Raw genomic sequence first — 13,303 nt, forward strand, 5'->3', positions numbered from 1 at the left:
TAAAATAGCTTTGTCATTAACCTTAACGGTAATAAACCGCGATATGCTGATCTTGCACTTTTTCTATTCTAATTTTTATATCAAAAATTTCTTCGAGGATATCCGGCTGCATTATTTCTTCGGGTGCGCCACGATAGATAACCGCACCGTCTTTCATGGCAATAATATGGTCGGAATAGGCAGAAGCAAAATTGATATCATGAATAACCAAAATGATTGTTTTCTTCAATTCATCCGCCGCACGCCGCAATTGCTTCATCATTGCGACACAATGTTTCATGTCCAGATTATTTAATGGCTCATCCAGCAGGATATATTTCGTATCCTGACACAGCACCATCGCCACATAAGCACGTTGCCGTTGCCCCCCCGACAACTCATCAAGATAGCGGTCTTTCAATGGCATCAAATTGAGGAATTCCATCGCCGCATCAATATATTGGCGATCATTTTCATTGAGCCGCCCTTTCGAATAAGGGTAACGGCCAAATCCCACCAAATCCGACACTGTCAGTCGACTGGTAAAGTGGTTTTCTTGCCGTAGAACTGAAAGGATAGTCGCCAATTTATCCCCGGAGGTTTTGGCAACATCCAGCCCGTTAAACTGAACACGCCCGAGATCTGGCGTCAGTAAACGGCTCATAATCGATAATAACGTCGACTTACCCGCACCATTTGGTCCGATAATTGACGTTATTCCGCCAGAAGGAATGCTCTCATTTATATTACTGAGTACCGTTGTATTCTGGTATTTCTTATTAATATCCGTTATTTCAATCACACCGGAGCCTTTTTTATTAAAAGATAAATAAACAGCGCGCCACCCACAAACTCAATGACCACGGAGAGCGTTCCCGACATGTTCAGCAAACGTTCGAGGATCAATTGCCCACCGACCAGCGTAATGACCCCTAGCAGAAAGACCCCTGGCAACAAATATTGATGTCGGAATGATCCTACCAGCGGGTAAGCCAGATTAGCGATAAGCAGACCTAAAAAGGTTAACGGCCCGACAAGTGCCGTCGATATAGCGACCAGCAATGAGACCAACAGTAAGATAGTGGTGATTTTTTTCTGGTAAGCAACGCCCAGATTAATCGCTGTATTTCTACCCAAAGCGATAATATCGAGGCAATGGCGCATACGCCAAATGGTTATCGCCACGAGAATAATTATCCCGGTAGAAAGCGCAATAATCTCCGGCGCGGCGCGGGTAAAAGTGGCAAATACCCTGCCCTGCAAAACAGCAAACTCTCCTGGGGAGAGTAGGCGCTGCATCAAGCTGGATAAACTGCGGAACAACGTGCCACATACCAACCCGACCAGTAACACCTTGTGCAGATTAATCCCTACTCCGGTCAGCAACCAGCGATAGAGAAATACCGAAAACAACAGCAGCAAAGCCGATTCACAAAGAAACTTTCCAGTTATTCCGAGCACCCTGAACCCATTGGCATCGACAAAAAAGATCAACATGGTTTGGATCAGGATAAACAGCGCTTCAAGCCCCATCACTGACGGCGTCAAAATCCGGTTATTAGTGACCGTTTGGAATAACACGGTGGCAATACCGGCAGCAAACGCAACTAATACCATAGTGGCTAAAATAAGACCACGATGCACCAGTACATATTGAATATTGCCTCTAAGATTAATGGTCATGAAAATAACCATTGCGACAAGGGCAATAACACTCAATAACAATAATCGTTTTGCCGGTGAGCTTAATATTGTATTTTTCTCTTGGGATAGAGAGCTTGGTGAAGAATACTCATTAGCCTGCATGACGTTTTGTCCTAACAATTAATAATAGGAAAACGAGTGCGCCAATTGCGCCCAGAATAACGCTGGCAGGTATTTCAAACGGGTAACTAACTAATCGACCAATAATATCGCATAACACCACCAGACCACCGCCACACAACGCCACCCAAGGGATGGTTCGACGCAGGTTATCCCCCATCGCCATGCTGACAATATTGGGTACAATTAATCCTAGGAAAGGCAGCACACCGATCACCACCACTACCACACCGCTGATGATGGCAATAATAGACATCCCCATGAGCATAACCCGCTGATAATTCAAGCCGACATTAACCGAGAAATCTCGCCCCATACCAGCGACAGTAAAGCGGTCAGCGATCAAACAAGCAATCAACGTCAATGCACCCACTATCCACAACAGTTCATAGCGGCCTTGCAACACACCCGAGAAATCACCCGATTCCCAACTGCCCAATGATTGCAGCAGATCAAACTCCATTGCCAGGAAAGTGGTTACTGCACTAAACACCGCCCCCAGCATAATGCCGGTAAGCGGCACCATCAGCGCCGATTTCATTCTCATTCGTGCCAGTAGCAGCATAAAAAGTGCGGTACCGCCCATAGCAAAAACGGTCGCTACTAACATCTTAACCATTACCGGTGCGGCGGGGCTAAATACCATAACCAACAGTAAGCCGAGACTGGCGGACTGGGTAGTACCGGCAATCGAGGGTTCGACAAACCGGTTCTGAGTGAGCATCTGCATAATGAGGCCAGCAACGCTCATGGCACTGCCAGCCAGAACCAAGGCTAATGTTCGCGGCACACGGCTTATCAAAAAGATGTCGCGCATGTCGGGATCTGACCATACCTCGGACAAGGTGACATTCCCGGCACCAATAAATAGGCTGCATGCCATAAGGCCCAGTAAAATAACCAGGCCTGCTATAAAGCTAAGATTTTTCATTAGTGGGCATTACTGCGCAGCGGCTTGCTTATCCAGCACTGAGCTGATTTTATCCATTAGTTGCATATAACTCTGCACACCGCCGGCAATATAGAGCGAGGCAGAATCGAGATAAACCACGTGATCGTTTTGCCATGCTTTGGTTTTGCGAATCAGAGGGTTATCCAGGATTTGTTGTGCGGACTGATTTTCAGTGCGGCCAATGGCATTATCGCGATCAAGGACAAACAGCCACTCAGGGTTGGCATTAAGGATAAACTCGGAAGTCACCACGTTGCCATGATTGCCGGCTTCAGTGAAACTGGCCGCAGGAGTGAAGCCTAACTCGTCAAAAATAAAGCCAAAACGCGAACCCGGAGTGTAGGCCGACATTTTTCCACCACTGACCATCACCACCATGGCAGACCCGGCGTTAGCTGACTTCTGCTTGATAGCATCTATCTGAGAAGTAAATTTACCCAGCAGTGTTTTTGCCTCTTCTTCTTTACCGAAAATAGATGCCAATTGTTCCGTACGCTGTGTCAGGCTTTGGGTAAAGTGCTTAGGATCGATATCCAGTGCGATAGTTGGGGCAATGGCGCTCAGTTTGTCATAAGCATCTTGAGCACGCCCCCCGGCGATAATCAGGTCAGGTTTAGCCTGACTCAGGGCTTCGTAGTCCGGTTCAAATAAGGTGCCAGCATTCAGGTATTCTGAACCGGTGTATTTGGATAAAAATGCCGGAAGATGTGTGCTGGTTTGGGGAACACCGGCCACTTTGATCTTCAGGGCATCGGCCGTATCTAATACAGAGGGGTTCAGTATGATGACTTTTTGCGGATTAAGTGGAACCTGAGTGGTGCCTTGCGCATGTTCGATACTGATTTTTGCCGTGTCTTCAGGGGTTGCCGATGAATTATCACACCCGGTAAGCACAGCAGTGAGTGCCAGTAATGATGAAAATAAAGCTAAACGTAATCGCATTTTCTCTCCTGAAAAGTGGGGATGTAGATATCCTTGATTGGGAACGACAATGATTTGCATTACTAATATCAGGATAATACCGATATATGCCTGTTATTAATAGTTTAGGTCGCCGGATCTGCGGATAAATCTTCACTCGGACGAGAAGTCAAACCCATCGCTCAAGTTTTTCCGATGAGAAAATTAACTGTAATCAATTGTTTTAATTAAATATAAAATCAACCATTGTGCTTACTGCGCCATGATTTCTCATCGCGCAGGGTTGGTGGTCAGCTGCTCTGATGATAAAGGATAGTTTCTAGCGCGAAACCGCCTCAACTATATGACTACTACCTTTTCATCAGGCCAATCGTGGATAATATTTTTCAGTAAATAGATATCTGCCACTGGACATGACACAAAGAAATTCCCGGATTGGAGTCTCCAACGTAAATCATCACCCAGCTCACCCAGGCAATTCTTGACCAGTACCGGCTCTTGATCGAATAAAATACCGTGCAGGCTGGGGTTTGCCTGTAATACCCGCAGTAGTAATCCCCCTATTCCCCCCGCAATATCCGCAACAGTGGCATTTTCTGGGAAGTGATAGCTGCGCAGCAGCCCAAGATTCTCCACGGCGGATAAAGAAGACATACCGCTGTGGAAATCATGGTCGGAGGCCTGATTCTCTGGCTTTGACTAATACTCAAAAAAAGAAGTACCAAAAACCTGATTAAAAGCACAATGACCACGCACACTGTCGGCAACTAAACTCAGCGCGAGCCAGAAGGTTTCATCGGTGATCATCAGTACCGCTTCGCGCATTGTGCCAGCCCGCAAATTTCGTGCAAAACCCAAGCAGTTATATGACAGTTTCGTGAACAATATCTAAAGTAATGATAATTAATTTGACCTATCTACGCGGGTAGATACACTAAAAACGCGAAACAATATTAATGTTACCTAATGTTTCCTCATTTAACTCAGTTTTGCTGATTAACACCGGCAACTGAGTAACTGACGAATAAAGACACATTAATGCGTGAACATGATGCTTCAACACCAGGGGAACTTTTTTAATGACTTCACTAAATAGCTCGGCGGCAGACAATGCTCCATCAGAGAGCATGGCTGCGGAAGAGCGCCTGGCTACGCCCGAAGGTCGCAAAGACTTTTGGCGCGCAACCTTTTCGTGCTGGCTCGGCACAGCCATGGAGTATGCAGACTTTGCACTTTATGGTTTAGCGGCTGGCATAATATTTGGTGATGTCTTCTTCCCTGAAGCAACACCTGCAATCGCGTTGTTATCCAGTTTCGCCACTTACTCTGTCGGCTTTATTGCCCGCCCTATTGGCGCGCTGCTGTTCGGTAGATTAGGTGATCGCAAAGGCCGGAAAGTGGTGATGATTACGACCATCAGCTTGATGGGAGCTTCCACTACCATGATTGGCCTGATCCCAAGTTACGCCTCTATCGGCTTGTGGGCTCCGGCCTGTTTGGCTTTCTTGCGTTTTATGCAAGGGCTGGGAGCGGGTGCCGAACTGTCTGGTGGCGCGGTGATGTTGGGGGAATATGCTCCCGCCAAAAGGCGTGGTTTAGTCTCCTCCATTATCGCATTGGGGTCTAACAGCGGTACGCTGCTGGCGGCACTGGTGTGGTTGCTGGTCTTGCAGATGGACAAACAAACACTGCTCGACTGGGGCTGGCGCATTCCATTCCTGTCCAGCATTTTAATCGCCGGTGCAGCGCTGTTTATTCGTCGCCACATGCGTGAAACGCCGGTCTTTGAGCGCCAAAAATTGGTGTTGGAACAACAGCGTCAACAAGCATTAGCCTTGGGCCGCGAACATACCACCGAAGTGGATAATCGCACTTTCTGGCAGCGCAGCAAATCGTTTTGGATAATGGTGGGCTTGCGTATTGGCGAGAACGGCCCGTCTTATCTGGCTCAGGGCTTTATGATTGGCTATGTTGCCAAAGTGCTGATGGTGGATAAATCGGTGCCCACCATGGCGGTGTTTATTGCTTCCTGTCTGGGCTTCCTGATTATCCCATTGGCGGGCTATCTGTCAGACCGCTTTGGCCGCCGTATTACTTATCGTTGGTTCTGCCTGTTATTAATTATCTATGCTTTCCCGGCATTTATGCTGTTGGAAACCCGCGAGCCGATTATTGTAATGGGGACTATCATTGTAGGTATGGGTTTGGCGTCGCTGGGTATCTTTGGCGTGCAAGCAGCATGGGGTGTCGAGTTATTTGGTGTGACTAATCGCTATACCAAGATGGCAGTCGCGAAAGAGTTAGGCTCCATTTTATCCGGTGGGACTGCACCATTAATAGCGGCAGCCATGTTGACACTCACTGGCCACTGGTGGCCAATTGCACTGTATTTCGCCGTAATGGCGGGGATTGGGTTCGTTACCACGTTCTTTGCGCCAGAAACTCGTGGGCGTGACCTCAATTTACCAGAAGATGCGATTTAATAGCAGAAAACGCCATTCTCTGATGTAACGATACCGATACCCTAAATAATTCGAGTTGCAGGAAGACGGCAACTGAGTAAATCCCCAGGAGCTTACACAAGTAAGTGACTGGGGTGAACGAAGGCAGCCAACGCACATGCAGCTTAAAGTATGACGGGTATATCCTTTAGGGATGTTTAGCATCGAGGTAACTTTGGTCAACCCGCAGTCACGTCGTATTACACGTTCTGATGTCGCACGCGAAGCAGGAACTTCTGTGGCGGTAGTGAGTTACGTCATTAATAACGGGCCACGGCCAGTTGCTCCCGCCACCAAACAACGCGTGCTTGATGCGATTAAAAAAACCGGCTACCGCCCCAATGAGATTGCCCGATCATTAGCGCGTGGAACCACTCAAACCTATGGCCTGATTGTTCCCAATATTTCCAACCCTTTCATCTCGTCAATGGCCCATGCTCTGCAACGTGAAGCCTTTGCCAACGGGCAAGTATTGTTATTGGGTGATGCGGGAGATGACCGGCAGCGCGAACGCGAACTTATCAATAATTTGCTGCATCGTCAGGTTGATGGCTTGTTATATACCAGTGTTGATCGCCATCCCTATATCGAATTAATTCAGGCTACTGGCACACCTTTTGTCATGCTTGACAGAGTCGACGATGCACAACAAATCAGTGCGATTCGTGTGGATGAACGCGCTGCGGCGTTTCAGGCAACTCAACATCTGATTGAACATGGTCATCGTGACATCGCCATTATTTGCGGCCCGCTGGATATGCTCAATACTCAAGATAGGTTGAATGGCTGGCGCGATGCATTGCAACAAGCGGGGCTGAGGGTACGTAATGAGTGGATTTTCTCGACCACATATACCCGCCCCGGCGGTTATCAGGCCGCACAACAAATGTTGAAAGGGCCATTGCCACAGGCACTATTCACCACCAATGAATTACAAGCATTGGGCTGTTTACGTGCTATGGCCGAGCATAATCTGACCGCACCGAGAGATCTGGCGCTTATCTGTTTTAACGGCACCATTGAGTCTGAATATAACGTGCCCTCATTAACGACCGTACGTCAGCCGTTGGATGCCATGGCAAAAACCGCCATAGAAATGCTAAAAAATTGGGACGGTAAACCGACTATTCGTGAATTCGCTTTTTCGCTGCAAATCGGTGAGTCCTGCGGTTGTTCCCATACCCAAATAAATTGATTTTCCATTATAAAAGTTAAAAACATGCGTTTAATTATTGATTGTGACCCAGGAAATGGCGTACCCGGCGCGAATGTCGATGATGGTTTGGCTCTCGCACTCGCCATCGCCGCTCCGGAAATAACATTAGAATTAATCACTATCGTGGCGGGAAATACCCCAAGCGAAGTAGGATTTTCTGTTGCCCATGATTTAGTGAGCCGTCTGGGATTGGATATCCCCATCATTCGAGGTGCGTCGCAAGCTCTGGTGGAGCCAGCTGCACTTTGGCGCGATAAGCTCGATAATGGTGCTGCCAGAAATGGATTAACTGCACTTTGGCAACAAACACCGGTGCCACCCCTGGTAGCTTCCGGCGCGCCGTTAGCGGCCCATGCCATCGGTGAATTAATTTGCAATAACCCCGGTGAAATAACCTTAGTGGCTATTGGCCCACTGACAAATATCGCCCATGCTATGCAGCTTTACCCGCAAATGGCGTCATCGGTGGCAGAAATTGCTATTATGGGAGGTGTCTTTAATGTCGAGGGTTATCTTAAAGACACTAATTTTGGTATCGATCCTGAAGCTGCACATGTGGTGCTGACCAGCGGTGCTAACATTACACTGGCACCTTTGGATGTCACTACGCAGACCCAAATGCTGCATCAAGATTTGGATAAGATTGCGCAAATTGACACGCCACTCAGCCGTTATCTGGTAGAAACCCTGCGCCCGTGGATAAGCTATTCAATGCAAACTCGCGGGCTGCCGGGTTGTTGGGTTCATGATGCACTGGTCGTCGCCTGGTTACTGGATAAAAGCATCGTGACCACCACCCGCGACTATATAGATGTTGCGCTGGAAGGGGCACTGACCCGCGGTATGACATTACGCTTTAGCCCAGAGAATCTGCGTTTGGATGTCGGTATTCCGGCACCACAGGGCAAAGCGGCAAACATACTGCAAACTGTTGATAATAAAAAGCTCTTGGATGCCATCCATCAAGCCTTGAGCAATTTCACCTATACCCAAAATAATTCGAGTTGCAGGAAGGCGGTAACTGAGAAAATCCCCTGGAGTCTACTTACTTTAAGGTCAACGACCAATAAGTGACTGGGGTGACAAATCGGTCAGGAACCGATTTGAACGCTGCTTGCAGCGACCCCGCAGAGGCGAGGCCCATAGACGGGTCGAGTAGCGAAGACAGCTAACGCACATGCAGCTTGAAGAATGACGGGAATAATCTGGAGCCACTCACCACAATCTGAGACTGACCATGCTGACACTGCTTCATCTTCTTTCATCTGTCGCCCTGCTGGTGTGGGGCACACACATCGTCCGCACAGGTATTATGCGGGTTTATGGTGCTGATTTACGCCGAGTCCTGAGCGCCAGTATCCAGAAAAAACCGACGGCATTTATGGCCGGGATTGGCGTCACCGCGCTGGTGCAAAGTAGTAATGCTACGGCGTTGCTGGTGATTTCATTTGTCTCACAGGGGCTGATTTCATTGTCCCCTGCCCTGGTGATTATGTTAGGAGCCGATGTCGGCACCGCCCTGATGGCGCGAGTGCTGACCTTCCCACTCTCCTGGTTGTCGCCACTGCTGATTTTGGGCGGGGTCATTGTCTTCCTCGGGCAACGCAAAGCGCGTGTCGGCCAGATGGGGCGAGTGTGTATTGGTCTCGGGCTGATTATTCTGGCGCTGCAACTGATTGTCACCGCTGCCGGGCCGATTACACAGGCGACTGCGGTTCAGGCCATTTTCTCCTCCCTAACCGGCGATACCATTCTGGCGCTGCTGATTGGCGCGCTGTTTGCCATGATCAGTTATTCCAGCTTAGCTGCCGTGCTGCTGACCGCGACACTCGCCGCCACCGGTCTGGTGCCGCTGAATATCGCGCTCTGCATTGTGATTGGTTCAAATCTGGGCAGTGGATTTTTGGCCTTAATCAGTAGCCGTGGGCAAAATGCCGTCTCCCGCCAAGTGGTGTTGGGGAGCCTACTGTTTAAGGTTATTGGCTGCATTTTGGTGGTTCCCTGGGTCAATGTGTTAGGGCAATGGCTGTTCGGGCGAAATTTACCCGCCGCCGAAGTGGTGATTTACTTCCACGTTTTCTATAACCTGCTGCGCTGCTTGTTGATGTTGCCATTTGTTGGAGTGATGGCACGTATTTGTAGTCGGTTGGTCAGTGATGACCCCAATACCGCACAACCCTCAGCGCCGCGCTATCTTGATATTACCGCTATCGATACTCCGTCACTGGCATTAGCCAACGCAGTACGGGAAACCCTGCGTATGGGGGATGTACTGGAGCAGATGTTATTTCGCTTTAAAGAAGTGTTGGAAGGCAATAAACAGCAAAAGCATGAAGTCAGCTTGTTGGAAGATGAAGTCGACATGTTGTATAGCGCGATAAAACTGTATTTAGCTCAAATTCAGCAAGATGAATTAGGCGAGATTGATTCACGGCGATGGGCTGAAATCATTGATACCGCAGTCAATCTCCAGCAAGCAGGCGATATTATTGGCCGCATGACCTCGGACGTTGCCGCCAAATCACTCAATGCGCGCAAGCCGTTTTCAGCCGAAGGGTTGGAGGAATTAAATACCCTGCATGCTCGGTTGGTGACGAATCTGGATTTAGGGATGTCAGTGTTTTTATCGCGCGATATTAATAACGCCAAGCGCTTACGCCGCGCCAAACATCGTTTTCGTTTACTAAACCGCCGTTACTCTCATGCTCACGTCGAGCGCTTGCATCAACAAAACGTGCTAAGTATTGAGACCAGCAGCCTGCATATGGGGCTATTGGGGGATATGAAGCGCTTGAACTCACTATTCTGTTCAACGGCATATCATGTATTGGAAGTGCAGGAAGAAGCATTGGATTAAATAACAAGTTTGGGGGAGTAAAAAATGCTCCCCAAAATTATCTTAGATAAATAGTATTAAGAAAATATATCCAAAACAGTTAACCAGCCCAATCGGTCAGAATCTGCTGCGTTGTTTTTACAGTAATACGATTCCCCGGAATGGCAAGTTCAGACCAGACTTCATTATGCTGTGCGATAAGTTGCTGGGCTGTGACGTGTTGTCTATCCGCAGTAGTATGGGCATCAGAGGCAATGGTCAGAGCGTATCCCTTACTGGCTGCAATTTTAACTGTGGTATCAACACAATAATCAGTGGCACAACCGCAGATAGTGAGATGAGTTGCCCCCAATTTGGCAATAATGTTATCGAGTGAAGTTCGATAAAACGAATCACAAGCCGTTTTGTTCACAGATATTGCGCTTTCCGGGTGATGAAGCTCCGGCAATAGCTGCCACAACTCACTCCCCTCGGTCATGTCATCTTCAATATGCTGTATGAAAATAACCTGGTCAGCATGATCTATCAGTTGATTAATACGGGCGACTCTACCTGCGCTATCAAAGCGAGGATTAGCTAAAACGCCATTTTGCATATCAATAACGATAACAACCTTTTCTTTGGTCATAATGACCTCAATATTGAAAGTAAAAGTGGAATGGGAGAAAACAAGTTTCAACGAAAGAGCCAAGTAATCAAAGCAAATTCAGTATTGAGTTGATGGAAAGAGCATACTTATCAATAAAAAAATCAGCCGATAAGCTGATTTTTATTTAACCTTTATCTCAGACTAACTCTAGTCTGGATTATTTCTGCAAATGCAATGTCGTCATACACGTTTGGCTTTCAGCTTGGGTCGCAAAAGGTGATACCGCTTTGAGACCTTGATAGCTCACTTCAATCGTCCCTTCTGTATTGCGCGGCAACCACACACCAATAAAACCATTCTGATAGCTGGTCAGTGTATCTTGCAGAATAACTTTCCCGGCTTTATCAGTAATTTTCACATCAAATGTGGTATTCGCCAATTCGCCACGGCAGCCGGATAAACTGTGGTTAAAACAGGGGTGGGTTTGGTGTATATAAGGAGCAAATGAGAGATAGAACTTATCCCCCACCGGGAAAGAAAACTGCTGTTGCCCATCAGATAATTTCAATTCAGTCCCCGTTACCGCAGCTGAATAGGCCAAAGGGCGTTCTTGTTTGGATTGATCGATTGTCTCAATCATCTGCTCAGTGGTTTTTCCAGATAAACCGTGTTGAGCCAAAAATTCTGTTTGTGTCGTCGCCGAGGCAAAATGGCTGAAAGTGACTGCGGCTAAGGCAACAATAGCCAGTCGGGCAGTTGAAGCAAATGTCTTTTTCACTGTCATGGTATCCTTCCGGTAAGAGGAAAATGTTCCAGGTAAGTTGGAATCATGGCGATAATCTAAACCCTCCCCTTGGGGGAGGGTCAAAGACAGAATTGAATAGAAAGGTAAGCTATTGTATAGAAATGGATTTTCTTGATCTAAATCAAACTGAAACTGTGATATCCCTCTCAAACCGTTTTAATTAATATCCGGATGCTGAGCAATCAGATTTTTTCTTTTTTTCTCAAGCTCCGCGATTTGCTGGTCAATATCCTCAATATTTTGTTCGATGTGATCATGATGTTCCTGCAATATCTCTTTGGCTTCGGCCTTATCTGAAGCGGCAGGTGTTGCCCCTTTCAATGGCTTATTTGCTGTTTCCTTCATAAATACCCCAGTCACCAAACCAATAACTGCTACCACCATCAGATAATAGGCTGGCATAAACAGATTCTGAGTGGTTTCAACCAACCATGCGGCTGCTGTCGGTGTCAGGCCTGCAACCAATACAGAGATATTAAAGGCGATAGCCAGTGCACTGTAGCGAATATGGGTTGGGAACATCGCCGGTAATATCGATGCCATCACACCGGTAAAACAGTTAAGTAAAATCGCCAGAATCAACAAGCCGCAGAATATCAAACCGATAATGCCACTGTTAATCAAAATGAAGCTTGGGATAGCGAGAATAAACAACCCAATACTGCCGCATATAACAAAAGGTTTACGGCCAAATCGGTCACTCATTAACCCCATTACTGGCTGAACAAATAACATACCCAACATGATGGCAATAATAATCAATACACCATGGTCTTCTGAATAATGCAGGCTGTGAGACAGATAGCTCGGCATATAGGTCAGTAGCATGTAATAAGTGACGTTAGTCGCAATCACCATACCGACACAAATAGTCAGGTTCTTCCATTGCTTAGTCAGAATTTCGCGGAAAGAAACCTTCGGTGGCTGAGCAATATTATGGCGCGAGTCATTATCTATTTTGTCGACGTGTTGCTGGAAAGTCGGTGTTTCTTCCAGCGCATGACGCAAATAGATACCAATGAGTCCTAATGGAGCTGCCACAAAGAACGGAATACGCCATCCCCATTCAAGGAAACTAGCCTCGCCGACAATACTGGATATCAGTAATACAACTCCAGCCCCGAGAACAAAACCGGCAATGGAACCAAAATCCAGCCAACTGCCGAGGAAGCCACGTTTTCTGTCCGGTGAATACTCAGCAACAAAAATAGCTGCGCCGGTATATTCGCCGCCAACCGAAAAGCCCTGTGCCAATTTGGCTAATAACAGCAAGATGGGCGCCCAAATACCTATCGAAGCATAGGAGGGAATCAACCCAATACAGAAGGTGCTGACTGACATAATAATGATGGTGACTGACAGAACTTTTTGTCGCCCATACTTATCACCCAGTGCACCAAAGAATAGGCCACCGAGAGGCCGAACCAGGAAAGGAACGGAAAAGGTCGCCAGTGCGGCAATCATCTGAATACCGGGGTCAGCGCCGGGGAAAAACACCTGCCCAAGTGCGAATGCGACAAAACCATAGACACCAAAGTCGAACCACTCCATAGCGTTGCCCAGCGCTGCTGCGGTGATAGCTTTCTTTAGTTTGGCATCATCAATGATCGTAATATCATTGATTTGCATAGGTTTAACACTCTTTCTTCGTAGTCCCATTTTTTTCTTCCTTATGTTCCT

Annotated in this window: 11 protein-coding genes and 1 pseudogene; 4 read left to right on the forward strand and 8 right to left on the reverse strand. The window is 47.4% G+C overall.

What is annotated here, in order from left to right; translation table 11 throughout:
• Nucleotides 1-22: 22 nt before the first annotated feature.
• The 5 genes and pseudogenes from FGL26_RS12285 to FGL26_RS12305 all read right to left on the reverse strand — a co-directional run.
• On the reverse strand, nucleotides 23-781 hold the full coding sequence (locus FGL26_RS12285) for an iron ABC transporter ATP-binding protein (RefSeq protein ID WP_005157194.1): 759 nt from the start codon (nucleotides 779-781) through the stop codon (nucleotides 23-25).
• Complete coding sequence (locus FGL26_RS12290) at nucleotides 778-1,785, reverse strand: iron chelate uptake ABC transporter family permease subunit (RefSeq protein ID WP_005173881.1); 1,008 nt, start codon at nucleotides 1,783-1,785, stop codon at nucleotides 778-780. Before FGL26_RS12290 ends, FGL26_RS12285 begins: the two co-directional genes overlap by 4 nt.
• On the reverse strand, nucleotides 1,775-2,734 hold the full coding sequence (locus FGL26_RS12295) for an ABC transporter permease (protein ID WP_005173884.1): 960 nt from the start codon (nucleotides 2,732-2,734) through the stop codon (nucleotides 1,775-1,777). The genes FGL26_RS12290 and FGL26_RS12295 overlap by 11 nt, the downstream gene beginning before the upstream one ends.
• 9 nt (nucleotides 2,735-2,743) lie before the next feature.
• Nucleotides 2,744-3,697: a siderophore ABC transporter substrate-binding protein gene (locus tag FGL26_RS12300; protein WP_005173886.1), complete on the reverse strand. Its 954-nt coding sequence runs from the start codon at nucleotides 3,695-3,697 to the stop codon at nucleotides 2,744-2,746.
• Between the two features lie 321 nt (nucleotides 3,698-4,018).
• Nucleotides 4,019-4,504, reverse strand: a pseudogene (locus FGL26_RS12305) (methyltransferase); the annotation flags it as partial.
• A 251-nt stretch (nucleotides 4,505-4,755) separates the two neighbouring features.
• Between FGL26_RS12305 and FGL26_RS12315 the strand changes: the two are divergent.
• The 4 genes from FGL26_RS12315 (at nucleotide 4,756) to FGL26_RS12335 (ending at nucleotide 10,250) form a co-directional block, all read left to right on the forward strand.
• Entirely contained in the window at nucleotides 4,756-6,159 is a 1,404-nt protein-coding gene (locus tag FGL26_RS12315) for an MFS transporter (RefSeq protein ID WP_011817163.1), read from the forward strand.
• A 172-nt stretch (nucleotides 6,160-6,331) separates the two neighbouring features.
• Nucleotides 6,332-7,372, forward strand: a complete 1,041-nt coding sequence (locus tag FGL26_RS12325) for a LacI family DNA-binding transcriptional regulator (RefSeq protein ID WP_005173892.1) — start codon at nucleotides 6,332-6,334, stop codon at nucleotides 7,370-7,372.
• 24 nt (nucleotides 7,373-7,396) lie between these two features.
• A complete protein-coding gene (locus tag FGL26_RS12330) occupies nucleotides 7,397-8,467 on the forward strand; it encodes a nucleoside hydrolase (protein ID WP_005173895.1) in 1,071 nt (356 codons plus the stop codon).
• A gap of 163 nt (nucleotides 8,468-8,630) precedes the next feature.
• Nucleotides 8,631-10,250 carry a Na/Pi cotransporter family protein gene (locus FGL26_RS12335; RefSeq protein ID WP_005173899.1) on the forward strand — a complete coding sequence of 540 codons (1,620 nt, stop codon included), beginning with the start codon at nucleotides 8,631-8,633 and terminating at the stop codon, nucleotides 10,248-10,250.
• 79 nt (nucleotides 10,251-10,329) lie between these two features.
• On the opposite strand, the gene FGL26_RS12340 is transcribed toward FGL26_RS12335, so the two are convergent.
• From FGL26_RS12340 to proP, 3 genes are all read right to left on the reverse strand, one after another.
• On the reverse strand, nucleotides 10,330-10,857 hold the full coding sequence (locus FGL26_RS12340; RefSeq protein WP_005173900.1) for an isochorismatase family protein: 528 nt from the start codon (nucleotides 10,855-10,857) through the stop codon (nucleotides 10,330-10,332).
• Nucleotides 10,858-11,035: 178 nt separating this feature from the next.
• On the reverse strand, nucleotides 11,036-11,596 hold the full coding sequence (gene cueP, locus FGL26_RS12345; RefSeq protein ID WP_005173902.1) for a copper-binding periplasmic metallochaperone CueP: 561 nt from the start codon (nucleotides 11,594-11,596) through the stop codon (nucleotides 11,036-11,038).
• Nucleotides 11,597-11,779: 183 nt separating this feature from the next.
• Nucleotides 11,780-13,282, reverse strand: a complete 1,503-nt coding sequence (gene proP / locus FGL26_RS12350; RefSeq protein WP_011817168.1) for a glycine betaine/L-proline transporter ProP — start codon at nucleotides 13,280-13,282, stop codon at nucleotides 11,780-11,782.
• Between the last annotated feature and the right edge of the window lie 21 nt (nucleotides 13,283-13,303).

The sequence above is a fragment of the Yersinia enterocolitica subsp. enterocolitica genome, assembly GCF_901472495.1.
Classification (GTDB): Bacteria; Pseudomonadota; Gammaproteobacteria; order Enterobacterales; family Enterobacteriaceae; genus Yersinia; species Yersinia enterocolitica.